At 71.6% G+C, this 26,323-nt stretch carries 22 protein-coding genes and 1 pseudogene; 14 read left to right on the top strand and 9 right to left on the bottom strand.

The features are described from left to right. Positions 1-34: 34 nt before the first annotated feature. Complete coding sequence (locus OG206_RS17235; protein WP_327116981.1) at positions 35-673, top strand: hypothetical protein; 639 nt, start codon at positions 35-37, stop codon at positions 671-673. 73 nt (positions 674-746) lie between these two features. Next, positions 747-2,735 (top strand): NAD-binding protein, encoded by a 1,989-nt coding sequence (locus tag OG206_RS17230; protein WP_327116979.1) that lies wholly within the window; start codon positions 747-749, stop codon positions 2,733-2,735. A 94-nt stretch (positions 2,736-2,829) separates the two neighbouring features. Here OG206_RS17230 and trpS read toward each other — a convergent pair whose 3' ends face one another. Beyond that, positions 2,830-3,888, bottom strand: coding sequence for a tryptophan--tRNA ligase (gene trpS, locus OG206_RS17225; RefSeq protein WP_327116977.1), 1,059 nt, complete (start codon positions 3,886-3,888; stop codon positions 2,830-2,832). 322 nt (positions 3,889-4,210) lie between these two features. Here trpS and OG206_RS17220 point away from each other — a divergent pair, with 322 nt between their 5' ends. The 3 genes from OG206_RS17220 (at position 4,211) to OG206_RS17210 (ending at position 6,490) form a co-directional block, all read left to right on the top strand. Beyond that, positions 4,211-5,311, top strand: coding sequence for an LLM class flavin-dependent oxidoreductase (locus tag OG206_RS17220; RefSeq protein ID WP_327116975.1), 1,101 nt, complete (start codon positions 4,211-4,213; stop codon positions 5,309-5,311). Positions 5,312-5,316: 5 nt separating this feature from the next. After that, entirely contained in the window at positions 5,317-5,976 is a 660-nt protein-coding gene (locus tag OG206_RS17215; protein ID WP_327116973.1) for an FMN reductase, read from the top strand. Between the two features lie 91 nt (positions 5,977-6,067). Next, positions 6,068-6,490, top strand: a complete 423-nt coding sequence (locus OG206_RS17210) for a universal stress protein (RefSeq protein WP_327122306.1) — start codon at positions 6,068-6,070, stop codon at positions 6,488-6,490. Positions 6,491-6,598: 108 nt separating this feature from the next. On the opposite strand, the gene OG206_RS17205 is transcribed toward OG206_RS17210, so the two are convergent. After that, complete coding sequence (locus OG206_RS17205) at positions 6,599-7,009, bottom strand: hypothetical protein (RefSeq protein WP_327116971.1); 411 nt, start codon at positions 7,007-7,009, stop codon at positions 6,599-6,601. Between the two features lie 127 nt (positions 7,010-7,136). On the opposite strand from OG206_RS17205, the gene OG206_RS17200 reads away from it, so the two are divergent. From OG206_RS17200 to OG206_RS17190, 3 genes are all read left to right on the top strand, one after another. Further along, entirely contained in the window at positions 7,137-8,006 is an 870-nt protein-coding gene (locus tag OG206_RS17200; RefSeq protein WP_327122305.1) for a hypothetical protein, read from the top strand. 156 nt (positions 8,007-8,162) lie between these two features. Continuing rightward, positions 8,163-9,104, top strand: a complete 942-nt coding sequence (locus tag OG206_RS17195) for an NADP-dependent oxidoreductase (protein WP_327116969.1) — start codon at positions 8,163-8,165, stop codon at positions 9,102-9,104. A 76-nt stretch (positions 9,105-9,180) separates the two neighbouring features. Next, positions 9,181-9,426 carry a DUF2630 family protein gene (locus OG206_RS17190; protein ID WP_327116967.1) on the top strand — a complete coding sequence of 82 codons (246 nt, stop codon included), beginning with the start codon at positions 9,181-9,183 and terminating at the stop codon, positions 9,424-9,426. A gap of 48 nt (positions 9,427-9,474) precedes the next feature. Here the strand turns inward: OG206_RS17190 and OG206_RS17185 are convergent, their stop codons facing one another. Together OG206_RS17185 and OG206_RS17180 are read right to left on the bottom strand one after the other, a co-directional pair. Beyond that, complete coding sequence (locus tag OG206_RS17185) at positions 9,475-9,903, bottom strand: RNA-binding S4 domain-containing protein (protein ID WP_327116965.1); 429 nt, start codon at positions 9,901-9,903, stop codon at positions 9,475-9,477. A gap of 17 nt (positions 9,904-9,920) precedes the next feature. Then, positions 9,921-10,429 (bottom strand): annotated as a pseudogene (locus OG206_RS17180) (alkaline phosphatase PhoX); the annotation flags it as partial. 363 nt (positions 10,430-10,792) lie between these two features. On the opposite strand from OG206_RS17180, the gene OG206_RS17175 reads away from it, so the two are divergent. After that, entirely contained in the window at positions 10,793-12,397 is a 1,605-nt protein-coding gene (locus OG206_RS17175; RefSeq protein WP_327116963.1) for a VWA domain-containing protein, read from the top strand. A 159-nt stretch (positions 12,398-12,556) separates the two neighbouring features. Further along, the gene (gene metG, locus OG206_RS17170) at positions 12,557-14,161 is read left to right on the top strand and encodes a methionine--tRNA ligase (protein WP_327116961.1); all 1,605 of its coding nucleotides are present in this window, start codon (positions 12,557-12,559) and stop codon (positions 14,159-14,161) included. Positions 14,162-14,255: 94 nt separating this feature from the next. On the opposite strand, the gene OG206_RS17165 is transcribed toward metG, so the two are convergent. Both OG206_RS17165 and aspS read right to left on the bottom strand, forming a co-directional pair. Next, on the bottom strand, positions 14,256-15,008 hold the full coding sequence (locus tag OG206_RS17165; RefSeq protein WP_327116959.1) for a hypothetical protein: 753 nt from the start codon (positions 15,006-15,008) through the stop codon (positions 14,256-14,258). Positions 15,009-15,268: 260 nt separating this feature from the next. Continuing rightward, positions 15,269-17,104: an aspartate--tRNA ligase gene (gene aspS, locus OG206_RS17160; protein WP_327116957.1), complete on the bottom strand. Its 1,836-nt coding sequence runs from the start codon at positions 17,102-17,104 to the stop codon at positions 15,269-15,271. Positions 17,105-17,289: 185 nt separating this feature from the next. Here aspS and OG206_RS17155 point away from each other — a divergent pair, with 185 nt between their 5' ends. After that, on the top strand, positions 17,290-19,407 hold the full coding sequence (locus tag OG206_RS17155) for an ATP-binding SpoIIE family protein phosphatase (protein ID WP_327116955.1): 2,118 nt from the start codon (positions 17,290-17,292) through the stop codon (positions 19,405-19,407). Here the strand turns inward: OG206_RS17155 and OG206_RS17150 are convergent. The 3 genes from OG206_RS17150 to OG206_RS17140 all read right to left on the bottom strand — a co-directional run bounded on the left by OG206_RS17150 (position 19,402) and on the right by OG206_RS17140 (position 22,148). Further along, positions 19,402-20,484, bottom strand: coding sequence for an AI-2E family transporter (locus tag OG206_RS17150; protein WP_327116954.1), 1,083 nt, complete (start codon positions 20,482-20,484; stop codon positions 19,402-19,404). The two genes, OG206_RS17155 and OG206_RS17150, sit on opposite strands and share 6 nt — an antisense overlap. Positions 20,485-20,574: 90 nt before the next feature. Then, positions 20,575-21,531 (bottom strand): pirin family protein, encoded by a 957-nt coding sequence (locus tag OG206_RS17145; RefSeq protein ID WP_327116952.1) that lies wholly within the window; start codon positions 21,529-21,531, stop codon positions 20,575-20,577. Positions 21,532-21,707: 176 nt separating this feature from the next. Further along, positions 21,708-22,148, bottom strand: coding sequence for an SseB family protein (locus tag OG206_RS17140; protein WP_073750539.1), 441 nt, complete (start codon positions 22,146-22,148; stop codon positions 21,708-21,710). A 171-nt stretch (positions 22,149-22,319) separates the two neighbouring features. On the opposite strand from OG206_RS17140, the gene OG206_RS17135 reads away from it, so the two are divergent. The 3 genes from OG206_RS17135 to OG206_RS17125 all read left to right on the top strand — a co-directional run bounded on the left by OG206_RS17135 (position 22,320) and on the right by OG206_RS17125 (position 26,283). Then, positions 22,320-24,146: an acyl-CoA dehydrogenase gene (locus tag OG206_RS17135; protein ID WP_327116948.1), complete on the top strand. Its 1,827-nt coding sequence runs from the start codon at positions 22,320-22,322 to the stop codon at positions 24,144-24,146. Between the two features lie 104 nt (positions 24,147-24,250). Beyond that, positions 24,251-24,886 (top strand): hypothetical protein, encoded by a 636-nt coding sequence (locus OG206_RS17130; RefSeq protein ID WP_327116946.1) that lies wholly within the window; start codon positions 24,251-24,253, stop codon positions 24,884-24,886. A 98-nt stretch (positions 24,887-24,984) separates the two neighbouring features. Beyond that, entirely contained in the window at positions 24,985-26,283 is a 1,299-nt protein-coding gene (locus tag OG206_RS17125; protein WP_327116944.1) for a M18 family aminopeptidase, read from the top strand. The last annotated feature ends 40 nt before the right edge of the window (positions 26,284-26,323 follow it).

Here is a 26,323-nt window from a genome sequence, read left to right as displayed (position 1 = left end):
AGAGCCGCGCACGGCGTCGCAGGGGGTGGGCCCGATGACCGATCTCGTTTCCGCAGCAATCACCTTCCCAGCCGTGCTCTTCGGCGCCGCCCTGGTGGTCGCCGTCTGCTTCTGGCTGCTCGTGCTTGCCGGAGCGGCCGGGCACGACTCCTTCGACACCGACCTCGACGCCGAAGCCGTCGGATTCGCCGGGGTGCCGGTCGCCGTGTCGGTGTCGCTGTTCGTCGTCATCTCCTGGTTCACCGGCCTCGCCGGGTCGGTCCTGGTCCTGCGCGGAGGCACCACCGGCACGCCGCGGGCCGCTCTCCACCTCGCCGTACTCGCGGGTGCGCTGCTGATCGCGTGGGGCGCGGTACGCCTGCTCGTACGCTTCTTCCGCCGGTGCTTCCCGGCGGAACCTCCTTCCTCGCGGCAGCACTTCGTGGGCCGGGTCTGCACGATCCGCACGGTTTCCGCCGGCTCCGGCTTCGGGCAGGCGGAGGTAGCGGCGGCCGACGGATCGACCGCGATCGTGCGGGTACGCCGGCCGGTGGGGCGCTCCGCGCCCGCCGCCGTGTTCACCTCCGGCAGTACGGGACTCCTCCACTCCTACGACGCCGAGGGCGGGTTCTTCTGGGTCTTGCCGCACGACGCGGCGTTCACCCCGCGCCCTCTGCCGCGCAGGGCCGCCTGACCCGCCGCCCCGCCCTCCGGGTCCATCACACGAAGATCACCGACCCGCCCGACCGAACCGGAGGGAGCACGGCATGCTGGGTTCCGTGTCACCACTTCCGCAGCAGCCCCAACGCCCCCACGTCACCGGCCACATGGTCGTCTGTGGCGACGACGCCCTCGCCAGGCGGCTCGCCGTCGAGCTGCGCTACGTGTACGGCGAGCGGGTCACCCTCCTGCTCCCGCCGGGTCGCGACATCAGCCGGCCGGAGCTGCCGCTGACCCAACGCGCCCGTGCGAGCGCCCTGTTCGGGCGGATGTCGGCGGCCATGAACCGCAACGGGGCGGCCGGAGGGGGCGACACCAACGCCGGGGTCGAGGCCGTCCGCATCATCGAGGCGCACGAACCCTCCGACGAGGTACTGGAGGAGGCGGGTGCCGACCGGGCGGCCGCGCTCGCGCTCGTCTACGACGACGACGAGCTCAACATCCGCGCCGCCCTGACGGCCCGCCGTCTCAATCCACGTCTGCGGCTCGTCATCCGGCTGTACAACCGCAAGCTCGGACAGCACCTGGAAACCCTTCTCGACCAGGCCGCCGCCGTCTCCATGCCGGGCCTCGACCATGCGGCGCTCGACGCCTCCACCACCGTCCTGTCCGACGCCGACACGGCCGCCCCCGCGCTGGCCGCCACCGCGCTGACCGGCAGCAGCAAGGTCATCCAGGCCGAGGGGCTGCTGCTGCGCGCGGTCGAGCGCACGCCGCCCCGGCACGGCGAACTCGCCGACCCGGGGCTGTGCACCCTCGCGCTGCTGTCCTCCACCAGCCAGGACCCGGCGGGCGCCGAGGGCTCCGACAGCAGCGGCGACGAAGGGCCGCAGCTCCTGCCCGACCGGGCGACGGTGCACGCGGCCACCGGCCGGGGCACGATCGTCCTGGAGGCCATCAGCCAGGCGGACCCCGACCGTGCACCCACCCGGATGGGCGGGAGGGGCGCCCCGCTCGGCCAGGTCTTCTCGCGAAGGCTGCGCTGGTCGGCGCTGGGCGTCGCGGCGGCGGTCGTCGGCCTCGCCGTGGCGTCGGTGATCACCACCGGCGACAGCCCGCTGCACGCCGCCTACCTCACGATGCTCGACCTGCTGGCCATGGGCGACCCCGCCGTGGAGGACGGCGACCCCGCGTCCCGCCAGGTCATCCAGCTGCTGTCCGGGACGGCCGGTCTCCTGCTGCTGCCCCTGCTGGTCGCCGCCGTCCTGGAGGCGTTCGGCTCGCTGCGCACCGCGTCTGCGCTGCGCCGCCCGCCGCGCGGTCTGTCGGGCCACGTGGTCCTGCTGGGCCTCGGCAAGATCGGTACGAGGGTGCTCGTGCGGCTGCGCGAGCTGGACATACCCGTCGTCGTGGTGGAGGAGGACCCGGAGGCCCGGGGCATCCCGCTGGCCCGCAGCCTGCACGTCCCGACGGTCCTGGGCGATGTCACCCAGGAGGGCGTCCTGGAGGCCGCCAAGATCCGCCGGGCCCGCGCCCTGCTCGCCCTGACCAGCGTCGACACGACGAACCTCGAGGCCGCGCTGTACGCCCGGTCGGTGAAGCCCGATCTGCGGGTGGCACTGCGCCTGTTCGACGACGAGTTCGCGACCGCCGTCTACCGCACCCTGCGCACGGCGCACCCGCACGCCCTGACCCGCTCCCGCTCGGTGTCCCACCTGGCTGCCCCGGCGTTCGCGGTGGCGATGATGGGCCGCCAGATCCTGGGGGCGGTGCCGGTCGAGCGGAAGGTGCTGCTGTTCGCGGCCCTGGAGGTGGCGGGCCACCCGCAGCTGGAGGGCCGGACGGTCGACCAGGCGTTCCGGGCAGGTGCGTGGCGGGTCCTGGCCCTGGACGCGACCCCGCCGGGCGACCGCCTCCCGGACCTGGCCGCCGTGCCGCCGTTCGACCCGCTCGCGCCGGGGCAGGCGCCCTCCGGCCTGGTCTGGGACCTGCACCCCGGGTATGTGCTGCGGGCACAGGACCGGGTGGTGATCGCGGCGACGCGTCGCGGTCTGGCCGAACTGCTGCGCAGGCAGCGGTCGATGATCCGGCGGTGAGGTCCGGCGGCGGCCCGCCGCCGGACATGGTGGGTCCCCGCCCGCCGTCGAGCGGTGCGGGGTCCCGTGTGCCGCCCCGTGAGGTGCCGGGTGTTCAGCCCGGTGTGCCCATGGCCTCGCGCACCTCGCTCAGGGTCGCGTCCGCCACGGCGTTCGCCTTCTCGTTGCCCGCGCGGAGCACCGCTCGTACGTACCCCATGTCCTGGGCGTACGCGGCCCGTCGGGCCCGGATCGGGGCCATGCGGGTGTTGACGGCCTCCGTCACGGTCCGTTTGAGCGCGGCCGAGCCGCCGTTCCCGATCTCCTCGGCGACGTCGTACGGGTCGCGGTCGAGGCAGAGCGCGGCCAGCAGCACCAGGCTCGACACCCCGGGCCGTCTCTCCGGCTCGTACGTGATGCGGCGTTCTGCGTCGGTGGTGGCGCCCTTGATCAGCCGGGCGGTCTCGTCGGCGCCCGCGCTCAGGGTGAGTGAGTTGCCACGGCTCTTGCTCATCTTGGTGGCGTCGGTGCCGAGCAGCAGTGGCGCGGCGGAGAGCAGCGCGTCGGGTTCGGGGAAGACGTGGCCGTACCGCTCGTTGAAGCGCCGGGCGATCGTGCGGGTGATCTCCAGGTGCGGCAGCTGGTCCTGTCCGACGGGCACGAGGTTGCCCTTGCAGAAGAGGATGTCGGCGGCCTGGTGCACCGGGTAGGTGTACATGAGCCCGCTGACGGCGGCCTGCCTGGAGTGCGCGATCTCGTCCTTCACGGTGGGGTTGCGGCCGAGCTCCGCGACGGAGACGAGGGAGAGGAACGGCAGCATCAGCTGGTTGAGGGCCGGGACTGCGCCGTGGTTGAAGACCGTGCTGCGGGCGGGGTCGATGCCGATGGCGAGGTAGTCCAGGAGCAGTCCCTCGACGTGCTCGGTGAGCCGCTCGGCGACGTCCCGGTCGGTGAGGACCTGGTAGTCGGCGACGAGGACGAAGACGTCCACGCCGAGGTCCTGGAGCCGTACCCGGTTCTGGAGGGTGCCGAAGTAGTGCCCGAGGTGCAGGGACCCGGTGGGCCGGTCCCCGGTGAGCACGCGGAACGCGCCGGGGTCCTGTGCGATCCGCTGCTCCAGCTCCGCGCTGCGGCGCGCGGCCGGGCCGGCCGGCAGGCCTGTGGTGATGGTCATGGGGGTTCTCCTCGCTGGTGGTGTACGCGTGGAGGACGGCCCGTCGCGGAGCGGTGGGGCAGCAGGAAGGGCCGTCCGTGTGTCGAACGGCCCTGGTTCCGTGCTGGTGGAGGCGGCCGCTCCTAGGAGGAGCGCCACCAGGTGCGGCACGGTACGGCGGTCATGGTCCGACTGTAGCCCGGCCCGGCGGAATCCTGCTCCGTCCGGCGGTGCGACCGCCTTTCCGGCCCGCCGGGCCCGGAATAGAGAAAGGGGGGTGTCCCGTTGTAGGGTGTGTTCACATAGTTCAACGTTCAACCAAAATCACTTGGAGGCGGGCGCCATGCAGTTCGGGATCTTCACCGTCGGGGACGTCACCACCGACCCCACGACCGGTACGACACCGAGCGAGAACGAGCGGATCAAGGCGACCCTGGCGATCGCGCTCAAGGCCGAGGAGGTGGGCCTGGACGTCTTCGCGACGGGCGAGCACCACAACCCGCCCTTCGTCCCGTCCTCGCCGACCACCACGCTCGGCTACATCGCCGCCCGCACCGAGAAGCTGATCCTCTCCACGTCCACCACCCTGATCACCACCAACGACCCGGTGAAGATCGCGGAGGACTACGCCACGCTCCAGCACCTGGCCGACGGCCGCGTCGACCTGATGATGGGCCGCGGCAACACCGGACCGGTCTACCCCTGGTTCGGCAAGGACATCCGGCAGGGCATCCCGCTCGCGATCGAGAACTACGCCCTCCTGCACAAGCTGTGGCGCGAGGACGTCGTCGACTGGGAAGGGAAGTTCCGCACCCCGCTGCAGTCCTTCACCTCGACCCCGCGCCCCCTGGACGGCGTCCCGCCGTTCGTCTGGCACGGCTCCATCCGCTCTCCGGAGATCGCCGAGCAGGCCGCCTACTACGGCGACGGCTTCTTCCACAACAACATCTTCTGGCCCATGGAGCACACCAGGAAGATGGTCGACCTCTACCGGCGCCGGTACGCCCACTACGGGCACGGCACCGCCGAGCAGGCCATCGTGGGCCTCGGCGGCCAGGTGTTCATGCGGAAGAACTCGCAGGACGCGGTGCGGGAGTTCCGCCCGTACTTCGACAACGCGCCGGTCTACGGCCACGGGCCCTCCCTGGAGGACTTCACCCAGCAGACACCGCTGACCGTCGGCTCCCCGCAGGAGGTCATCGAGCGCACCCTGTCCTTCCGCGAGGACGTCGGCGACTACCAGCGCCAGCTGTTCCTCATGGACCACGCGGGACTGCCGCTGAAGACGGTCCTGGAGCAGCTCGACATCCTGGGCGAGGAGGTCGTGCCCGTGCTGCGCAAGGAGTTCGCCCGCCTGCGCCCGGCCGGCGTGCCGGACGCCCCCGTCCACCCCGCGGTCGCCGCCGCACGCGCCGCAGCCACCGCCGACCCGAAGGAGCTCTGAGGAACGTGCTCGCCACCGCCCCCCTGAAGATCGTCGCCGTCACGGCCGGGCTCAGCAGCCCCTCGTCCACCCGGCTGCTGGCCGACCGGCTCGCGGAGGCCGCCCGCGAGCACCTCGCGGGCGGACAGGACCGGCGGGTCGAGGTCCAGGTCGTCGAGCTGCGCGATCTCGCCGTCGACATCGCCAACCACCTGGTCACCGGCTTCCCGCCGCCGGACCTGAAGGCGGCGCTGGACGCGGTGACCGGGGCGGACGGCCTGATCGCCGTGTCGCCGGTGTTCACCGCCTCGTACAGCGGGCTGTTCAAGTCCTTCTTCGACCTGGTCGAGAACACCGCGCTGACCGGCAAGCCCGTGGTGATCGCGGCGACCGGCGGGACGCCCCGGCACTCACTGGTCCTGGAGCACGCGATGCGCCCGCTCTTCGCCTATCTGCGGGCCGTCGTCCTGCCGACATCCGTGTACGCGGCCTCGGAGGACTGGGGATCGCAGGGCGACGAGTACACCGAGGGCCTGCCGTCACGGATCCGGCGCGCGGGTGGCGAACTGGCCTCCGCCGTTACGGGGCGCACCGTCTCGGGCGCCTCACGGGAGCTGACGCTCGACGACGGGGAGGACGCCGTCGTGCCGTTCGAGCAACAGCTCGCGGCGCTGCGGACCGGCTGACACCGCCACCGGGTCCGCCACGACCCCCGGCGGGAGGTTTGACTAGAGTCATTGCGGAATGCCGGAAATGTTCGATCAGTGGGAGGCAGACATGGGCAGGATCGTCGTGGGGGTGGACGGATCGGACGCGTCGCTCAAGGCACTGCGCTGGGCGGTGCGCCAGGGCGAGCTGACCGGCGACACGGTCGAGGCGGTGAACAGCTGGGAGTACCCCGCGACCAGCTGGGCGTCCATGATGCCGGGCATGCCGGAGGACTTCGATCCGCAGGCGGTCGCGACCGCCGCCCTCGACGAGGCGTTGAAGGAGGCCCTCGGCTCCGAGGGCGCGGCGGCGATCGAGAGGATCGTCGTGATCGGCAACCCGGCCCAGTCGCTGCTGGACCGCTCCGAGGGCGCGAACCTGCTCGTGGTCGGGGCCCGCGGCTACAGCGGGTTCAAGGCGACGCTGCTCGGTTCGGTCAGCCTCCACGTCACCCAGCACGCCTCCTGTCCGGTCACGGTCGTCCACGACTGACCCCCGGGCGGGCCACGGCCACGGCGGACGTTCCGGGGCCGCGGACGGCGCACGAGAACGGCCGCCGGACATGGTCCGGCGGCCGTGCGTTCCCGCTCTCGCCCCAGGTCATTCCTCGTGCGTGTACAGGATGTAGAACATGGTGAGGAACGTGCCCGCGCCGACCACCAGCCCGAGCCCGCTCGACGAGAAGACGCTGTTGCCGTTGAGGCTGAAGAGGTAACCGATCGCGCCCCCGGCCAGCACCGCGTACCCAGCGGCCCACAGCTCGCGCGGAAGTGCCCGCCGGATCATGACGAAGGCGTAGCAGAGCACGGCGTAGGCGACCCCGGAGACGACGCCGAGCACGATCTGACCGTCGGTGGTCGTCCCGCCGTCCCGCTTGATGAAGAAGGCCCAGAAGCCGAGGATCACGCCCAGCGACACCGGCACCGCCCAGGCGAGCGGGCTGTGCCCCTCACGCGCCGGGCTGCGGGCATGCTGTCGGCGGCGGGTCGGCATCGTCGCGTGTGTGGCCATGGCGCACAGCTCCTTACCTCGCCCCCGTCCCGGTGTTCCTCCAGCGCACACCCGGAGCCGCCGGGCGGCAACTCGAACGGCCCACGGCCCGGGGCGTCCCGTCGCCGGACGGGATTGGCTGGTGACTGTGCGGACCTACCTCTCAGCGGCCCTGTCGGCGGTGCTCCTCGTCCTGCTCACCCTGCTCGTCCCGGTGAGTGCCTTCTCGGCCTGGGTCGACCTGGAGCTCGACGACACCGACCGCTATCTCGCCGCCGTCTCCCCGCTGGCCACCGACCCGGACGTACAGGCCACCGTGGCCGCACTCGTCACGGACGAGGCGATGAAGAGCATCGACGCGGGGCCGCTGCAGGACACCGTCGAGGACTTCCTGCACGAGGCCGCCCTGTCGTTCACCACGACCCCGGCGTTCCGGCGGGCGTGGGACAGCGCGAACCGGACGGCGCACCGGGCCGTGAGCGCCGCGCTGCACGGTGACGACGGGCAGGCGGTGACCATCGACCTCGCCCCGGTGATCGGCGAGGTCAAGCAGCAGCTCGTCACCGACGGGGTGCCCTTCGCCGACAGCATCCCGGTCAGGGAGACCTCGATCACCGTGCTGTCCGCCGACCGGGCCGACGAGCTGCGGTCCTCGTTCCAGTGGCTGCGGTACTGCAGCGTCTGGCCCGCCGTCGGGACGGTGGTGCTGCTCGTCGTGGTGCTGGGCCTCACGCTCGTCCGGGGCGGTGCACGGGCCGCCCTCACGACGGCGGCCGTGGCCGGGGGCGGGCTCCTGCTCGGTGCCGTCCTGCTGCGCATCGCCGTCGCCGTGGCACGGGCGAGGGTCCTGGATCAGGTCCCCGGCACCGACAGGGACGCCGCTGCCTCGGTGTACGACGCGCTGACCGCCTCGCTGCGGACGACGGTGTGGACCGTGCTCGGGGTGGGAGCGGTCATGGTGGCCGGCGGACTGGCCGGAAGGATCGTCGCGGCCCGCCGGCGGCAGGGCGCGGCGTGAGCGGCGAGGGCGCCGAGACGGTGGCGAGGTCCGTGGCGGGCGGGCGCGGCCCCGCACGGCGGCCGATCCGGCGCTCCGGCCCCGACGTGCGCGGGTCCGTGGGCCGGGCGAGAGTGGGAATCGTGAGAGCAGGGGGGCGACTGAGAGGTCTGCCGTATGCGAGCCATCGCTGTCAGCGCGTTCCGTGCGGAGCCCTGTCTCGTCGAGGTGCCGAAGCCTGACCCTGAGGCGGGCGAAGTGCGGGTGAAGGTCGAGTACGCGGCGCTCAACCCGCTCGACTGGCAGACCGCGGACGGCGCCCTCGACGGGACCGCCCCGCACGTCTTCCCGCTCGTCCTGGGAACGGACTTCGCGGGCCGGGTGGACATGATCGGTGGCGGCTGGAACCGCTTCCGGGTCGGCGACCCGGTCTTCGGGCGCGTGACGGCACCGCCGGTCGGGCTCAGCGGTGCGTACGGCGAGTACCTCTGCGTCCACCAGGACTCCCCGGTCACGCTGGTACCGCGCGACATGCCGCTCAGGACCGCGGCGGCCCTGCCGTCCGCCGGGGCGACCGCCGCGCAGATCGTGTCGAGCACCGCCGTACGGAGCGGCCTGAGCCTGCTGGTCATCGGAGCCGCCGGTGGCGTCGGGAGCTTCCTGACCCAGTTGGCGGCCGCGCGCGGCATCGGGGTCGTCGCGGCGGTGAGGGGGGACGAGCGGCGGCGGATGGCCGCCCTGGGCGCCACCACCTCCGTCGACACGGCCAACGGCACCGAGGCGCTCGAAACGGCGGTACGCGAGCTGTATCCCGGTGGTGTCGACGCACTCGTCGACCTCGTGTCCACCGACCCGGCCTCCTTCGGCCGCCACGCCGCCCTGCTGCGCGAGGGGGGAGTCGCCGTCACCACCCGCGGCGTCGCCGCGCCGGCCGGCGTCGCCTGGGCCGACTTCCGGCTCGCCGTCACCTCCGGGCTCCTCGACGAACTGGCCGCGCTGGTGGCACACGGGCAGCTGGAGGTCCCCGTCGACATGGAACTCCCCCTGGAGAAGGCACCGCAGGCGCTCGTCCAGAACCGCGCGGGCGGAGCGCGCGGGAAGACCGTGTTCGCGATCTGACGAGGCCGGACGGCATCGTCGGACCACGTCCGCCCACGACCACGTCATCCGACAGGAAACGGACCGGGAGAGGCTCATGGCCGACCAGGACATCTTCGACAACATCGACGGGCTGATCAGCGAGGAGCGGGCCCTGCGCACGCGCTCGACCGCCGATCTGGGCCTCTCCGCGGAGGAGCGGTCACGGCTGCGCGAGGTGGAGGTGCAGCTGGACCAGTGCTGGGACCTGCTGCGGCAGCGGCGGGCGCTCAGCGAGTTCGGCGAGGACCCGTCGCAGGCGCGGGTGCGCCCCGCCGACGAGGTGGAGGGCTACCAGGGCTAGGGTCCGGCCGGGGCGACCGCGTGCCGGGGCTTCCACCCCGGCGGCGCCTCAGCTCCTGCCGGGACGGGCGTCCTGGTCCGGGTCGGGGCCGCGCCCCTGGAGGCGCTCCATCTCACGGCGGTCCCGCTTGGTCGGCCGGCCCGTGCCGCGGTCGCGCACCGGCACCTGCAGCGCGATCTCGCGCGGCGGCGGGGGCGGGCTGTTGTCGACGAAGCACTCCGCGGCCACCGGCGGGCCCACGCGCTTCCTGACGATCCTGGACACGACGACGACCCGGTCCCGGCCCGCGTGCCGCAGCCGTACCTCGTCACCCGCGCGCACCGTCGTGGCAGGCTTCGCGCGCTCGCCGTTGACCCGCACGTGGCCCGCGCGGCAGGCGGCGGCGGCCTGCGACCGCGTCTTCGTCAGCCGTACCGCCCAGATCCAGGCATCGACCCGGACACTTCCCTCCGCCTGCGGCGCCTCACCGGAAACCATGCACCCGACTCTAATCCGGTGAGGCGCCGCTCACGAGGCTCCGGCTCCTCCTGGACGACGACCACGGAGAGTCCGTGCGCGGCCCAGGCGATCTCGAGCTGCTCACGGGTCGGGTTGGCCGGATCGTATCCACGGAACATCAGGATCTCGTCCGTGTACTCGTGGTGGGCGACCAGCGCCTGGCGGCCGACGCCCGCCCGGGGGCGGGAGCAGGGAGAGGAAGTCGTTGTCGCAACCGAACCGGCCCGCCTGCGCCTTCGCCGACTGCGTGTCGGGGCCGAAGGCGGGCGCTCCGCGCAGGATCGGTGGCAGGCCCGGCGAGGGCCGCGGTGCCGGCGGCGGCGGCCACGGTCACCACGGCGGCTGCGCGCATCACCGAGCGGCGCGAGAGGACACCGGCGATGACGTCACCGGCGTACTCGTTGTCACTGGTGTTCGGTACGTCCTGGAAGCAGGCGTCCCCGCAGCGGTAGCGGCAGGTCGGCGCAGAGCGCCCACCCGGGTGCGAGCCGATGAGGCAGCAGATCGCGCACGTTCTCCGTCCCTCCGCCCCTCCGTCTGTATGTCGTGCGTGACGCCAGGTCCGCAGCCATGCGGTACGCGGGGCGGGTGGTGAACGAAGCATGAAGTCCGGGACACCGCTGCGCTTCCGGACCGCGCGCCGCCCAACTCGTGGTGCGGCCGTGAGGTTCCCGGGGAGCTTCCGTGTGTCCACCGGGGCCCTTTCGGGGCCCGGCCACGGCTCGGACGGCGCGCTGTTGACACGGAGGCGGGCCGCGCCACCGAACGGCCGGATCCGGCCGCTAACCTTACGTATCCGCCCTGGCCAGGGATCAATTCCCGCAGTACGGACATTTATCGCACCCAACTCATGCGAAAGGCCTCGCCCATGGGCATTCGGAGCTTGCTGCGCAAGGTGTTCGGCCGGACGGAGCAGGACGAGCCGGCCACGGCCACCGTCCCTCCCCAGGCCGAGCGCACCCAGCCCACGGAGCCGGAGACCGGCACTCCGGCGGCCGAGCCCGCGAAGGCCTCGGTACCGGCCCCCGCGTCCCCTCCCCCGGCCGAGCACGACGACGGCCGGGCCTCGGACCTGGTGGCAGCGGCCTTCGACAACGCGTCCGTGCCGCCGGCCCCCGTGCCCCGGGTCCCGGCCCAGGGATCCGCCCCCGAGGCGGAGCCGGCCACGGAGTCCCACGACACCGGGCGGGCCGAGGACACGGTGCCGGAGGAGCCGGAGACGGTGGCCCCGGTGGCCCCGGTGGTCGCGGCCGACCCGGAGCGGGGAGTCGTGGCCCCGATCCTGATCGACATGGACCCGGAGCCTGAGGCGAAGCCCGAGGCCGCGCCTCGTGAGGTCCCGGCCGTGACGGCCGAGGCTCCTGAGGCTGACACCGACGAGCCCGCCGCGCAGGCGGAGGCCGTGCAGGTGGACGAGTCGTCGGTCGCGAAGCCGGAGAACCCCGTCGCGGAGGCGGCCGCCGCGCCCGAGCCCGAGGCCGCTCCCGTCGCCGAGCCTCTCGTGGCACCCGCGCCGGTCGTGGACACCGCGCCCGAGCCCCTGCCGGAGGCCGAGGCCGGGATCCCGGCGGCGCCGGAGCCGGTGGCAGCCGCACCCGTCGCCGCCCCCGAGCCCGTGGCGGAACCCGCACCCCTGGCCGAGCCCGCGCCGCTCGCCGAGCCCGCGCCTCCGGTGACACCGGCGCCGGTCGCCCCCGTCGCCCCCGTCACCCCTGCCGCGCCCGTCACACCCGTCACGCCCGTCACGCCCGTCACGCCCGCCGCCAAGGCGGTCCCCGCCGGCAAGCCCGCCGTCACCCTCGCCCGGGTCAAGACGGCCGCCCCCGAGCTCGTCGCCCCGTACAAGGCGGCGCAGGCCGCGCTCAAGGCGCACGGGCTGACCGGACTCCGGGCCACCGTCTACCTGGTGCTCGACCGGTCCGGGTCGATGCGGCCGTTCTACAAGGACGGCAGCGCCCAGCACCTCGGCGACCGCGCCCTCGCACTCGCCGCGCACCTGGACCCGAACGCCACCGTGCCCGTCGTGTTCTTCTCGACCGACATCGACGGCACCGGGGCGATCGACCTCACCGCGCACGAGGGCCGGATCGACGAGCTGCACGCGGGTCTCGGCCGCCTGGGCCGGACGAACTACCACCGGGCCGTCGAGGAGATCGTCACGCACTACGAGAAGTCCGAGGCCACCGGCCCCGCTCTGGTGATCTTCCAGACGGACGGCGCGCCGGACGCCAGGCAGGCCGCCAAGCAGGCGCTGACCGACGCGGCACGGCTGCCGCTGTTCTTCCAGTTCGTCGCGTTCGGTGACGAGGACGCGAAGGGCTTCGACTTCCTGCGCAGGCTGGACCTCCCGAACGCCGGCTTCCTCCACGCGGGCCCCGCTCCGCGCGAGGTCCCCGATGCGGCCTTCTACCGGGACGCGCTCGCCGGGCTGCCCGCCTGGTCCGCCGCCCGCGGGGTCGTCGCGGAAGGCTGATCCGCCGGCCTCCGTGCGGTCACGGCGGTACCCGCCCCCGGGCCGGGTACCGCCGTGGCCGTGGCGCCGCGGTCCGGAGCGGCCCGCGGCTCGGCCGGGAGGCCGGGGCTGCCGCAATCGATGTGAGTGGATCTCCCACGGACCGTTAGGATTTCGACCATGGCGGCCACTGGATCCGAGAAGCAGGGGGCGACGGCGTACTACGTCTCGACCCCCATCTACTACGTCAACGACGCTCCTCACCTGGGCCACGCCTACACGACCGTCGCAGGCGACGTGCTCACCCGCTGGCACCGCCAGCGCGGCGAGAAGGTGTGGTACCTCACCGGCACGGACGAGCACGGTCAGAAGATCATGCGCACGGCCGAAGCGAACAACGTCACCCCCCAGGCCTGGTGCGACAAGCTCGTCGAGGAGGCATGGAAGCCCCTCTGGGAGCACCTGAACATCGCGAACGACGACTTCATCCGCACGACGGAGAAGCGGCACACGGACCGTGTGCAGGAGTTCGTGCAGGACCTGTACGACAAGGACCAGATCTACAAGGGCGGGTACGAAGGCCCGTACTGCGTGGGCTGCGAGGAGTACAAGCTCCCCGGGGACCTGATCGAGGCCGAGGACGGCACGAAGCTGTGCCCGATCCACAAGAAGCCGGTGGAGCTCCTCAAGGAGGAGAACTACTTCTTCAAGCTGAGCGAGTACGGCCCGAAGCTCATGGAGTTCTACGCGGCCAACCCGGACTTCATCCAGCCCGAGTCGGCCCGCAACGAGATCGTGAACTTCGTCAAGCAGGGTCTCCAGGACCTGTCGATCTCGCGTTCCACCTTCGACTGGGGCGTCCCGGTGCCGTGGGACCCGAAGCACGTCATCTACGTGTGGATCGACGCGCTGCTGAACTACGCGACGGCCGTCGGCTACGGCGCCAACCAGGACAAGTTCGACGGCACCTTCCCGGCGAACGTCCACCTGATCGGCAAGGACATCCTCCGGTTCCACTCGGTGATCTGGCCGGCCATGCTGATGGCGCAGGGCCTGCCGCTGCCGGGCAAGGTCGTCGCCAACGGCTGGCTGATGGTCGGCGGCGAGAAGATGTCCAAGTCGAACCTGACGGGCATCAAGCCGCAGGACCTGACCTCCCACTTCGGTGTGGACGCCTACCGCTGGTACTTCCTGCGCGCCATCGCGTACGGCAGCGACGGCTCGTTCTCCTGGGAGGACTTCAGCGCCCGCTACACCTCCGAGCTCGCCAACGACTACGGCAACCTCGCCTCGCGCGTCGCGGCCATGGTCGGCAAGTACTTCGGCGGCGCGCTGCCGGAGGCCACGACGCCCGGTGACGCGGAGTCGGCGGTCCAGGAGGGTCTGGCCCGGGCCGTCACCGCGGCGGACCTGAAGATCGGCGAGGAGCTGGACTTCCAGGGCGGCATCCTCGCGGTCTTCGACTTCGTGAAGCAGGTCAACGGCTACATCACCGAGCAGGAGCCCTGGAAGGTCGCCAAGGACACGTCGCCGGAGGGCCAGGCCCGCCTCGCGACCATCCTGTACACGGCCGCCGAGTCGCTGCGCGGTGTCGCGGTCCTGCTGAACGCCGTCATGCCGGACACCTCGCAGAAGCTGTGGGAGTCCCTGGGTGCCGAGGCGTCCTTGGGCGCCCTGGCCGGGCAGCGGGTGCAGGACGCCGGCCGCTGGGGACAGCTGCCCGCCGGCGCGACGGTCACCAAGGGCGCGGTGCTGTTCCCGCGTCTGGAGGAGAAGCCCGCGTAACACCGCGTACGCATCGCTTTCCCGTGCCACGAAGGAGCCCGGGACCCGTGGAACGGGTCCCGGGCTCCTTCGCACGCTCCGGCGGGTCCTTCCCTCACCTCGCCAGTGACGCGGCGTCCCCCATCACGATCACGGGGGACTTCACGGGGTCCAGGGTGAGGAGCAGCTCCCGCATCCGGTCCTCGGTGAGCGAGACACAGGCCTGGGTGGGGCCCCCGTGGTCCACGTGGACCCAGATGCCGCCGCCCCTGTCCTCGCCGAGGGGCCGGTCGCGGTCCAGCGGGGACGTGCCCGGGGTGCGGTTGTAGTCGATGGCGACGACGTAGTCGAAGGAGCCCTCCAGCGGCTCGCCCAGAAAGCCCTCGCCGCCCACCGCGAAGCCGGGCTCCTCGTCGTACGGCAGCAGGGTGCCCGGATCGGGCAGCCGGCCGCCCGCGTCGGTGAGACCGAAGACCCCGACCGGCGAGCGGAGGTCGTTGGCGAGGTGGTGATCCGTCCAGCCCTCCATGCCGTTGTGCGCGGGCCAGGGTCCCGCGATCGGTCTCCAGCCGCGTGCGGGGTCGTCGCGGCTGTAGAGCACGGCCGTGGAGCGGTTGGAGTCGGGCCCGAGGCCGGTCACGACGAGGGCCTGCCGGGACGTGTCCGGGATCCGGTCCCGGGTCTCGGGTCCGGTCCCCGGGATGTCAGCCGGGGGCATGAGGGGCTCCACGGCAAGGGGCACGTCCGCGGCCCGCGGACCGGCCGCGGCCTTGGGCTCCGGGGTGGTCCGCACCGCGCCGGCCGAGCAGCCGATGACGAGCAGGAAGAGGAGGACGAGCAGGACGTACGGGCGGCGCGCGACGGACACGGTGCGGGGCTCCTCGGTGGCGGGGCGGACGAGCGCTTCCGGGTGCCAGTCCTCGCCGGGCCCGCAGGCGCCGAATCCGAACCGGGACGCTCCGGATGTACCCGGTCCGTGGACCCGGGGCCCGGGAAGTTCCCCACCCTCACCCGTACGCAGGAAGGGAGCCCGGAACCCCGGCGCTCCGAAACGGCCCGGCGGACGGAAAAGCCCCCGGCCGGTGGCCGGGGGCTGTTTCACGTGGAACCGAAGCGGAACCGAGGCGCCTACTTCGCGCCGGTGTCCCTCGCGACCGAGTCCTTGGCGTCGGAGGCCGGTGCCGCCTTGGCTTCGCCCTTCGCCGACGCGACGGGCTTGCGGAGCTGGATGTTCAGCTCGCGCAGGCGCGTCTCGTCCAGCTCGCTCGGCGCGCCCATCATCAGGTCCTGGGCGTTGCCGTTCAACGGGAAGGCGATCGTCTCGCGGATGTTGGGCTCGTCGGCCAGCAGCATCACGATGCGGTCGACACCCGGGGCGATGCCACCGTGCGGCGGGGCACCGAGGCGGAAGGCGCGGAGCATGCCCGCGAACTCCCTCTCGACAGTCTCCGCCTCGTAGCCGGCGATCGCGAAGGCCTTCAGCATGACCTCGGGCTCGTGGTTACGGATGGCGCCGGAGGACAGCTCGATGCCGTTGCAGACGATGTCGTACTGCCACGCCAGGATGTCGAGCGGGTCCTTCTCCTCCAGGTCCTTCATGCCGCCCTGGGGCATGGAGAACGGGTTGTGCGAGAAGTCGATCTTCCCGGTGTCCTCGTCCTTCTCGTACATCGGGAAGTCGACGATCCAGCAGAAGCGGAAGACGTTCTCCTCGAAGAGGCCGGCGCGCTTGGCGGCCTCGACGCGGACGACGGACATGATCTTGGAGACCTCGTCGAACTCGCCCGCGCCGAAGAAGACCGCGTGACCGGGCACGAGGGACAGACGCTCGGTGAGGGTCTTGATGTCCGCCTCGGTGAGGAACTTGGCGATCGGGCCCGCCAGCGTGCCGTCCTCACCGACGCGGACCCAGGCGAGGCCCTTGGCGCCGTGCTCGACCGCGTAGGCGCCGAGGCCGTCGAAGAACTTACGGGACTGGCCCGCGGTGTCCGGCACCGGAAGGGCGCGGACGTGCTTGCCGGCGAAGGCCTTGAACTCCGAGTCGGCGAAGATGTCCGAGATGTCGACGAGTTCCAGCTGGGCACGCAGGTCCGGCTTGTCGTTGCCGTACTTCAGCATCGACTCGCGGAACGGGATGCGCGGGAACGGCGAGGTCACATGGCGGCCGTTGCCGAACTCCTCGAAGAGCTCGGTCATGAGCTTCTCGATCGGCTGGAAGACGTCCTCCTGCTCGACGAACGACATCTCGACGTCGAGCTGGTAGAACTCGCCCGGCGAGCGGTCGGCGCGGGCGTCCTCGTCGCGGAAGCACGGCGCGATCTGGAAGTAGCGGTCGAAGCCGGAGATCATCAGCAGCTGCTTGAACTGCTGCGGGGCCTGCGGGAGCGCGTAGAACTTGCCCGGGTTCAGGCGGGAGGGCACCACGAAGTCACGGGCGCCCTCGGGGGAGGTCGCGGCGAGAATCGGGGTCGCCATCTCGTTGAATCCGAGGGCCACCATCTTGGAACGGATGGAAGCGATCACGGACGAGCGCAGCATGATGTTGCGGTGCATGCGCTCACGGCGCAGGTCGAGGAAGCGGTACTCCAGGCGCCGTTCCTCGTTGACCCCGTCCTCGGCGTTGATCGTGAAGGGCAGCGGGGCGGCCTCGCCCAGCACCTCGACCTCGGTGACCTCGATCTCGATCTCGCCGGTCGAGAGCTCCGGGTTCACGTTGTCGGCGCCGCGCGCGGAGACCTTGCCGTCGATCCGGACGACGGTCTCCTTGGTGAGCTTCGCCAGTGCGTCGTTGCCGGCGGTGCCCGGGCGGGCGACGAGCTGCACGAGACCGTAGTGGTCGCGCAGATCGATGAAGAGGATGCCGCCCAGGTCTCGGCGATTGTGCAGCCAGCCGCTCAGCCGGACGTCGGTGCCGACGTCAGAGGCGCGGAGCTCGCCGCAGGTGTGGGACCTGTACCGATGCATCGTCGTTCATCCAGTCTTCGCGGTCGGGGTGGATTGACACCCCAGGCTACCGCCCGTAGGCGCACCACTTCATTGGCATTGACGCCGCATCGTCCTCCGGGACGCGCGTACGAACGTCCAGGGGGTGTTGCCGGGCGGCCGTCCCTCGGTGGCGTCCACGGAGAACATCTTCCTAAAGTGGGGCAATGCGTACCGAGGAGATCCTGGCTGCGATCGGGACGGGTCTGTGGAGCTGGGACAGCTCCTCGGGCACGGTCTCGCTCGACGCCGAGGCAGCCCGGTTGCTCGGACTGCCTGCCGAGCCCGTGGTACGCCCCGGCGAGGAGGTGCGCCCCCGCTTCCACCCCGCCGACTGGGAGGAGATCGACGGGGTGGTGAACTTCGCGATCTCCGAGGACACCGTCGCCGAGGCCCGCATGCGCATCGTGGACGAGAACGGCAGGGTCGTACGGACGGTGCGCACCCGGTCCAAGCCGGTGCCGGTCGACTCTCCCGGCAGCCACACGTACGTGCTGATGGGCATCCTCCAGGAGATCGCGCAGCCTCCGGAGACCATCGCCTCGCACACCCCGCTCACCGGCGACTGGCGCCGCTCCCGCGAGGCGTTCCTGCTGGACGCGGGCCGGGCGCTGGCCGAGGCGGGGTCCACGGCGGAGGTGCTGCGGGTGGCCGGTTCGCTCTCCATGCCCGGCTTCTCCCCGGACGGGCTCGCCGTCTTCGGCGTCTCCGGCGACCACTTGACGGTCGTCGGCCACCACGGGCACAACGTCGGCGACGAGAAGCCGTTCATCGACATGCCCCTGGAGACGGACTACCCGGCGGCCGAGGTCGTACGGACCGGGCAGGCGATCTACCTGTCGTCCCCCGAGGAGTACCGGAAGCGGTTCCCGGCCACCTGGCCGCTGGCCCGCGACTTCGGACGCCGTTCGTGGGCCTTCCTGCCGCTGGTCTCGTCGGGGCACACCACGGGGGCGTGGATGGCCGGGTTCCGGCACAACGTGGCCTTCTCGCCGGACGAGCGCTCGGTGCTGACCACGGTGGCCAGGATGCTCGCCCAGGCCCTGACGCGCGCCGGTGCCGCCGAGACCGAGCGGGAGCTCTCACTGGGCCTTCAGAAGGCGATGATGCCCTCTCTCGGTCCGGGCGTCGACGGCATGACGCTCGCGGCGCGCTACGTCCCCACGGGAGGCGGTCTCCAGGTCGGCGGCGACTGGTACGACGTGATCGCGCTCCCGAACGGCCGTATCGCGCTCGTCATCGGGGACGTCCAGGGCCATGACGTCCGCGCTGCGGGTCTGATGGGCCAGCTGCGGATCGCCCTGCGCGCCTACGCGGCCGAGGGCCACCGCCCGGACGCCGTGCTGTCCAGGGCATCCCGCTTCCTGTCGGGCCTGACCGACGCGTACGACCATGCCGACGGGGACGGGTCCGACGCGACGCGCTTCGCGACCTGCCTGTACGCGGAGGCCGACCCGGACACCGGCACCCTCGACATCGCCCGGGCGGGCCACCCGGACCCGGTGGTGATCAGTGTCGACGGCACCGCGGTGATCCGGCAGACCGCGGGCGGGCTGCCCCTCGGGATCGAGACGGACGCCGACTACCCGACGACCCGGGTCGTCCTGGGCCCGGGTGAGACGATCATGCTGTGCACGGACGGGCTCATCGAGACCGGCGGGCACGACATGGCCACCGGCTGGACCCGGCTCCGGCCGGTCCTGGAGAAGCCCGCGGAGGACCTGGAGGAGCTCGCCGACGCCCTGGTCCAGGCCGTGCACGGCCCCGGCTCGCACTACACGACGGGGCCGCTCGTGGACCGGCGCGAGGACGACATCGCGGTGCTCGTACTCCGGCGGGAGGCCGCGCGGACCCGCAAGCCGCCCGGTCGCCGCTCGGCGATGACGATCGCCCAGGCCGAGCCCGAGCGGGTCGCGGCCGCCCGGCAGCAGCTGCGGGAGCTGCTGCACGACTGGGCGGACGCGGAACAGGTCGACTCCGCCGAGCTCATGGTCTCCGAGATGTCCACGAACGTGCTGGTCCACACGGACGGCGACGCCCTGCTCGTGGCGGAGGTGACCGGCGTACGTGGCGAGCGGCGGCTGCGCGTGGAGGTGGCCGACGCGAGCGACGAGCTGCCGCACAAGCGGCGGCCCGGCGAGATGGCGTCCAGCGGCCGCGGACTGGTGCTGATGGAGATGCTCGCCGACGCCTGGGGCGTCGACCCGCGGGGCGAGGGGAAGTCGATCTGGTTCGAGCTGTACGAGTCCGAGGACCCGGTGGAACTCGGCCGAGCCGGCTCATGAGCCCCCGGCGGCCTCGTGTCCCATGCGTTCCCCGCCGTTCCCGTGGTGGGCGCGCAGCTCGCCGATCACGCTGAAGACCGCGGCGCACAGCGGCACCGCCAGGAGGATGCCCAGCAGCCCCGCGACGCTCGCGCCCGCGGTCAGCGCGATCATGATCATGGCGGGGTGCATCTGGACGGTCCTGCTCTGGATGACGGGCTGGAGCACGTGCCCCTCCAGGACCTGGACGGCGAGCACCACCCCGAGCGTCCACAGGGCGATCGCGAGCCCCCGGTCGGCCAGCGCGACGAGCACGGCGACGCCGCCGGAGAGGAAGGCACCGAGATAAGGGATGTAGGCGCCGACGAAGACGAGTGCGCCGAGCCCCGCCGCGCCCGGCACCCGGAGGATCAGCAGGCCCACGGTGATGCAGAGCGCGTCGATCAGGGCGATGACGGTGGTTCCGCGCATGAAGCCCTCGACGGCCTCGAAGGCCCTGCGCCCCATGGCTTCCACGAGGTGGCCCGTACCCCGCGGCGCGATGCTGTGGGCGAGTCTCGCGGCGCGGTCGGAATCGCGCAGGAAGAAGAAGGTCAGCAGCAGGGCCAGGATGCTCGTCGTCAGGAGCGACCCGATCAGGCTGATCCCGCTGAGCAGGCCGCCCGCCGCGCTCGCGCCGAACTTCTCGACGAGCGTCTTCGCGTTGTCGGCGAGATCGTCCACGTCGGCGACGCCGGCGATGTCGAAGTGGTCGATGACCCACTGCGCGGCGTCCTTGAGGGAGTCCACGATCTGGTCACCGGTGTCGACGAGCGCCGTGACGACGATGTAGCCGGCGCCTCCGACCACCGCGACGAGCGCCGCGCAGGTGAGTCCGGCGGCCAGTGACCTGTTCACGCCGTAGGCGCTCAGCCGGCGGTGGACGGGCCCGAGCAGCGCCGTACCCAGCAGCGCCAGCAGGACCGGTGTGACCGCGGTCTTGAGGGCGGCGCAGAGCCAGATCGCCACCGCCGCGACGCCGGCGGCGAGGAGCAGGACACCGCACCAGGCGGCCGTCCGCCGCGCGGCTTCGGGCAGGAGGGGCTTCCGGGTGGGCACCTGTCCACCCGATCACGGGCCGGGCACGGTGTCCCTCCCGCACCGGCGTCCGGGTGACGGCCCGTCACCCGGACGCCGGTGCGGGGTCGTTCACATGCCGTGGACGGCGGGGACCTTGCCGAGGCGGCCGGCCTGGAAGTCCTCGAAGGCCTGCTTGAGCTCGTCCTGGGTGTTCATCACGAACGGTCCGTAGTGCGCCATCGGCTCACGGATCGGACGCCCGCCGAGCAGCACGACCTCCAGGTCCGGTGTGTTGCCGTCCTGGCCCTCGTCGGCGCGGACGGTCAGCGACGAGCCCTTGCCGAAGACCGCGGTCTGCCCGGTGCGGACGGGGCGGCGCTCGGTGCCGACGCTGCCGCGTCCGGCGAGGACGTAGGCGAGGCCGTTGAAGTCCTCGCGCCAGGGCAGGGTCACCTCGGCGCCCGGCCGGACCGTCGCGTGGACCATGGTGATCGGGGTGTGCGTGATGCCCGGCCCCTCGTGACCGTCCAGGTCACCGGCGATGACACGCAGCAGCGCGCCGCCGTCCGGGGAGGCGAGGAGCTGGACCTGTCCGCCGCGGATGTCCTGGTAGCGCGGGGCCATCATCTTGTCGGCCCTGGGGAGGTTCACCCAGAGCTGGAGGCCGTGGAAGAGCCCGCCGGACATGACGAGCGCCTCCGGGGGCGTCTCGATGTGCAGGAGGCCCGAGCCGGCCGTCATCCACTGGGTGTCGCCGTTCTCGATGGCTCCGCCACCGCCGTGGCTGTCCTTGTGGATGAAGCTCCCGTCGATGATGTACGTGACGGTCTCGAAGCCGCGGTGCGGGTGCCAGGGAGTTCCCTTGGGCTCACCTGCCGCGTACTCCACCTCACCCATCTGGTCCATCATGATGAACGGGTCGAGGTGCCGGTAGTTGATCCCGGCGAAGGCGCGCCGCACCGGGAACCCCTCGCCCTCGAAACCGCTCGGGGCGGTCGTGACGGTGAGCACGGGACGGGCCACGGCATCGCCCGGAGCTGCGATCTTGGGCAGGGTCAGCGGGTTTTCGACGGTCACTGCGGGCATGGGAGCCACCTCCGGGAGTCTTCTGACCCCAATTTAGTTGAACACTGAACATCCTGCAAGGCGGCGCGCGCTCCCGCCGCCACCGGACCGCCGCGATCCGGCCGCCGCCCGGACAGCACCGAGGGCCCGCACCTGGTCGGTGCGGGCCCTCTGACCACCTCGTACGCGGGTGTCCGTCAGCCGTACATACGGCGCATGGCGAAGTCCACCATCTGCTCGACCGCCTTGGCGTCGAAGACCATGCGGTGATCACCCTCCATGTCCAGGACGAAGCCGTAGCCGGTCGGGAGCAGGTCGATCACCTCGGCGCCGGTGATCACGAAGTACTTGGACTCCTTGCCCGCGTAACTCCGCAGTTCCTTGAGCGTGGTGAACATGGGGATCACCGGCTGCTGGGTGTTGTGGAGGGCGAGGAAGCCCGGGTTGTCACCGCGCGGGCAGTAGACCTTCGCCGTGGCGAAGATCTGCTGGAAGTCCTCCGCGGACAGGGATCCGGTCGTAAAGGCCCGTACCGCATCGGCCAGGGAGGGCGGCGAGGGCTCGGGGTACAACGGCTGCTCGCCGTAGCCGCCGCCCATCTGCTGCTGTGCACCCGGGTTCTGGTCGTAGCCATACATGCGACAAAGAGTAATCGGACACATCTGTGCCTCGGGGGGTTGCGTCTTATTACTGACGGGTAGCATCATCGTGGGGGTCAGGTGACACACCCACGCCAGGCCGTCCGCCGCCCGATCCTCAGTCCTCCCCGGGGCGCTGCGCGCCACTGCTATTGATTACGGAGCCTTCCCATGGGGCACTACAAGTCGAATCTCCGCGACATCGAGTTCAACCTCTTCGAGGTCCTCGGGCGCGACAAGCTCTACGGCACCGGCCCGTTCGCGGAGATGGACGTCGACACCGCGAAGAGCATCCTGGACGAGGTCACCCGCCTCGCGGAGAACGAGCTGGCCGACTCCTACGCCGACGCCGACCGCACCCCGCCGGTCTTCGACCCCGAGACCAACACCGCGCCCGTCCCGGCCTCCTTCAAGAAGTCGTACCAGGCGTTCATGGACTCCGAGTACTGGCGCCTGGGCCTGCCCGAGGAGATCGGCGGCACCACCTCCCCGCGCTCCCTGATCTGGGGCTACGCGGAGCTCCTGCTCGGCGCCAACCCGGCCGTCTGGATGTACTCCTCCGGCCCGGCGTTCGCCGGCATCCTCTTCGACGAGGGCAACGAGGCGCAGAAGAAGGTCGCCGAGATCGCCGTCGAGAAGCAGTGGGGCTCGACGATGGTCCTGACCGAGCCGGACGCCGGTTCGGACGTCGGCGCTGGCCGCACCAAGGCGGTCGAGCAGGAGGACGGCTCCTGGCACATCGAGGGTGTGAAGCGCTTCATCACCTCGGGCGAGCACGACATGTCCGAGAACATCCTCCACTACGTCCTGGCGCGCCCCGAGGGCGCCGGCCCGGGCACCAAGGGACTCTCCCTCTTCCTGGTCCCGAAGTTCCACTTCGACTGGACCACCGGCGAGCTCGGTGCGCGCAACGGCGTGTACGCGACGAACGTCGAGCACAAGATGGGCCTCAAGGCCTCCAACACCTGCGAGATGACCTTCGGCGACCAGCACCCCGCCAAGGGCTGGCTGATCGGCGACAAGCACGACGGCATCCGGCAGATGTTCCGCATCATCGAGTTCGCCCGCATGATGGTCGGCACGAAGGCCATCGCCGCGCTCTCCACGGGCTACCTCAACGCCCTGGAGTACGCCAAGGAGCGCGTCCAGGGCACCGACCTGTCGCAGTTCATGGACAAGGCGGCCCCCAAGGTCACCATCACGCACCACCCCGACGTGCGCCGCTCCCTCATGACGCAGAAGGCGTACGCCGAGGGCATGCGCTCGCTCGTGCTGTACACCGCCTCCGTCCAGGACGCGATCCAGGTCAAGGAGGCCGCGGGCGAGGACGCCAAGGCGCTCAACGGCCTGAACGACCTGCTGCTCCCGATCGTGAAGGGCTACGGCTCCGAGAAGTCCTACGAGCAGCTCGCGCAGTCGCTCCAGACGTTCGGCGGCTCCGGGTACCTCCAGGAGTACCCGATCGAGCAGTACATCCGTGACGCCAAGATCGACACCCTGTACGAGGGCACGACGGCGATCCAGGGCCAGGACTTCTTCTTCCGGAAGATCGTCCGCGACCAGGGCGCCTCGCTGAACGCCCTCTCCGAGGAGATCAAGAAGTTCCTCGCGGGCGCCCAGGGCGACGAGGAACTGTCCGGGTCGCTGGACAACCTCGCCAAGGCCGCGGTGGACCTGGAGGCGATCGTCGGCACGATGATCACCGACCTCACCGCGACCGGCGAGGACGTCAAGAACATCTACAAGGTGGGCCTCAACACCACCCGCCTGCTGATGGTCTCCGGTGACGTCGTCGTCGGCTACCTGCTCCTCAAGGGCGCGGCCGTGGCCTCCGAGAAGCTGCGCAACGCCTCCCCGAAGGACGTCGCCTTCTACCAGGGCAAGATCGCCGCCGCGAAGTTCTTCGCTGCGAACATGCTGCCGGGCGTCTCTGCCGAGCGCGCCCTCGCCGAGGCGGTCGACAACTCCCTGATGGAGCTGGACGAGGCCGCGTTCTAGTCCTCGTTCCCTGCACGTGCTCCACGCAGAACTGGTGCGGCCCGCCCCCGTCACGGGGGCGGGCCGCACCTATGATCCCGGTGACTACCGAGGGGGACGAGTCCATGAGCACCATACCGATGAGGACAGCGGGCATACGGTGGGCGGCCGCCGGGGCGGCCGCCCTGCTGCTGGCGGGCTGCGGCGGAACCGAGGACGAGGCGACGGCCCTGGACAAGGCACAGGTCGCGTCGGTGCTGCCGGACGAGAGCGCGCTGCCCGGCTGGAACGTCTCGGAGAAGCCGTCGGCCGCCGCGATGGGCGAGGCCGGCCGGAGGGCCATCTGCCTGTCCGCGGAGGGCGAGGGCTGCGAGGACTCCGCTTTTCTCGGCTCCGTCTCCCTCCTGCGGGACGACGAGAGCGCGAGCACCCGCTTCTGGCTGGTCGCGTACAAGGACGAGAAGGCCGCCGAAGCCGCGTACGACGTGCTGTGGACGCAGACCTCGCGCAACGCAGGCAGGGACGAGGCCGACCTGGGCGCGGTCGGCGCGGAGCGCGACGCCGTGGCCGGCCCGTCGGGTTACGACGGCGCGTACGCCGTGACCGGCCAGATCCGGGTGGGGACGGCACTGCTCTGGGTCTCGTCCGACGCCCGGAGCGAGAAGGCTCTCGACGAGGATCTGGTCAAGGACCTCGCGGCACTGTTCTCCGACCGCGCCCAGCAGGCCCAGAACGGCGAGGAGCCGTCCGCACGGCTCTGACCGCGTCAGGACGGGACCGGGCGCTTTCCGGATGACGGCCGCAGGCGGCGGCCGTCCGCCGTGAACCCTCCCGGGCCGCCGTCGTTACAGTGAAGAACATGAGCTCTTCCCTCCGCTTCGACCGCGGGCACACCGACGACCTGATGGCCTTCCTGATGGCCAGCCCCTCCCCGTACCACGCCGTGGCCACCGCCGCCGCACGACTGGAGAAGGCCGGTTTCCGGCAGGTCGAGGAGACGGCCGCGTGGGACGGCTCCACGGGTGGCAAGTACGTCCTGCGGGGCGGCGCGATCGTGGCCTGGTACGTGCCGGAGGGTGCCGGTGCCCACACCCCGTTCCGGATCGTGGGAGCTCACACCGACTCACCCAACCTCCGTGTGAAGCCGCTGCCGGACACCGGGGCGTACGGCTGGCGCCAGGTCGCCGTCGAGATCTACGGCGGAACCCTCCTGAACACCTGGCTCGACCGGGACCTCGGCCTGGCCGGGCGGATCTCGCTGCGCGACGGCACGCACCGGCTCGTGAACATCGACCGGCCGCTGCTGCGGGTGCCCCAGCTTGCCGTCCACCTGGACCGCTCCGCCAACCCCGACGGTCTCAAGCTGGACCGCCAGAAGCACATGCAGCCGATCTGGGGGCTCGGCGACGTCGAGGAGGGCGACCTCATCCGCTTCGTCGCCGAGGAGGCGGGCGTCGACGCCGACCAGGTGACCGGCTGGGACCTGATGCCGCACCCCGTCGAGCCGCCTGCCTACCTGGGCAGGGACCGCGAACTGCTCGCCGGTCCCCGGATGGACAACCTGCTCTCGGTGCACGCGGCGACGGCCGCGCTGGCGGCCGTGGCCGGGCAGCCGGACAAGGAGATCCCCTACATCCCCGTCATGGCCGCCTTCGACCACGAGGAGAACGGCTCCCAGTCCGACACCGGGGCGGACGGTCCGCTCCTCGGCACGGTCCTGGAGCGGTCCGTGTTCGCCCGGGGCGGTTCGCTGGAGGACCGCGCCCGCGCCCTCGCCGGAACCGTCTGCCTCTCCTCGGACACCGGCCACGCCGTGCACCCCAACTACGCCGAGCGCCACGACCCGACGCACCACCCGGTCGCCAACGGCGGCCCGATCCTCAAGGTCAACGTCAACATGCGGTACGCGACCGACGGCAGCGGCCGCGCCGTGTTCGCGGCGGCCTGCGAGAAGGCCGGCGTGCCGTGGCAGACGTTCGTCTCCAACAACGCGATGCCGTGCGGCACGACGATCGGCCCGATCACCGCGGCCCGGCACGGCATCCGGACCGTCGACGTCGGTGTGGCCATCCTGTCGATGCACAGCGCGCGCGAACTCTGCGGCGCCGACGACCCCTACCTCCTGGCCAACGCGCTGGCGGCGTTCCTCGCGGGCTGAAACGCGTCCCAACCGCCTTCCCGGACATGCTTGTTGCCGG

The organism is Streptomyces sp. NBC_01341, assembly GCF_035946055.1.
Lineage (GTDB): Bacteria > Actinomycetota > Actinomycetes > Streptomycetales > Streptomycetaceae > Streptomyces.
Note: the sequence above shows the minus strand (reverse complement) of the source record. Positions and strands in the feature narration are given on the sequence as shown.

Excerpts from the sequence above, each read along its gene's own strand:
- OG206_RS17235 (WP_327116981.1), top strand. The coding sequence starts at position 35 with ATGACCGATCTCGTTTCCGCAGCAATCACCTTCCCAGCCGTGCTCTTC.
- OG206_RS17230 (WP_327116979.1), top strand. The coding sequence starts at position 747 with ATGCTGGGTTCCGTGTCACCACTTCCGCAGCAGCCCCAACGCCCCCAC.
- trpS (WP_327116977.1), bottom strand. The coding sequence starts at position 3,888 with ATGACCATCACCACAGGCCTGCCGGCCGGCCCGGCCGCGCGCCGCAGC.
- OG206_RS17220 (WP_327116975.1), top strand. The coding sequence starts at position 4,211 with ATGCAGTTCGGGATCTTCACCGTCGGGGACGTCACCACCGACCCCACG.
- OG206_RS17210 (WP_327122306.1), top strand. The coding sequence starts at position 6,068 with ATGGGCAGGATCGTCGTGGGGGTGGACGGATCGGACGCGTCGCTCAAG.
- OG206_RS17205 (WP_327116971.1), bottom strand. The coding sequence starts at position 7,009 with ATGGCCACACACGCGACGATGCCGACCCGCCGCCGACAGCATGCCCGC.
- OG206_RS17195 (WP_327116969.1), top strand. The coding sequence starts at position 8,163 with ATGCGAGCCATCGCTGTCAGCGCGTTCCGTGCGGAGCCCTGTCTCGTC.
- OG206_RS17190 (WP_327116967.1), top strand. The coding sequence starts at position 9,181 with ATGGCCGACCAGGACATCTTCGACAACATCGACGGGCTGATCAGCGAG.
- OG206_RS17185 (WP_327116965.1), bottom strand. The coding sequence starts at position 9,903 with ATGGTTTCCGGTGAGGCGCCGCAGGCGGAGGGAAGTGTCCGGGTCGAT.
- OG206_RS17175 (WP_327116963.1), top strand. The coding sequence starts at position 10,793 with ATGGGCATTCGGAGCTTGCTGCGCAAGGTGTTCGGCCGGACGGAGCAG.
- metG (WP_327116961.1), top strand. The coding sequence starts at position 12,557 with ATGGCGGCCACTGGATCCGAGAAGCAGGGGGCGACGGCGTACTACGTC.
- aspS (WP_327116957.1), bottom strand. The coding sequence starts at position 17,104 with ATGCATCGGTACAGGTCCCACACCTGCGGCGAGCTCCGCGCCTCTGAC.
- OG206_RS17155 (WP_327116955.1), top strand. The coding sequence starts at position 17,290 with ATGCGTACCGAGGAGATCCTGGCTGCGATCGGGACGGGTCTGTGGAGC.
- OG206_RS17145 (WP_327116952.1), bottom strand. The coding sequence starts at position 21,531 with ATGCCCGCAGTGACCGTCGAAAACCCGCTGACCCTGCCCAAGATCGCA.
- OG206_RS17140 (WP_073750539.1), bottom strand. The coding sequence starts at position 22,148 with ATGTATGGCTACGACCAGAACCCGGGTGCACAGCAGCAGATGGGCGGC.
- OG206_RS17135 (WP_327116948.1), top strand. The coding sequence starts at position 22,320 with ATGGGGCACTACAAGTCGAATCTCCGCGACATCGAGTTCAACCTCTTC.
- OG206_RS17130 (WP_327116946.1), top strand. The coding sequence starts at position 24,251 with ATGAGCACCATACCGATGAGGACAGCGGGCATACGGTGGGCGGCCGCC.
- OG206_RS17125 (WP_327116944.1), top strand. The coding sequence starts at position 24,985 with ATGAGCTCTTCCCTCCGCTTCGACCGCGGGCACACCGACGACCTGATG.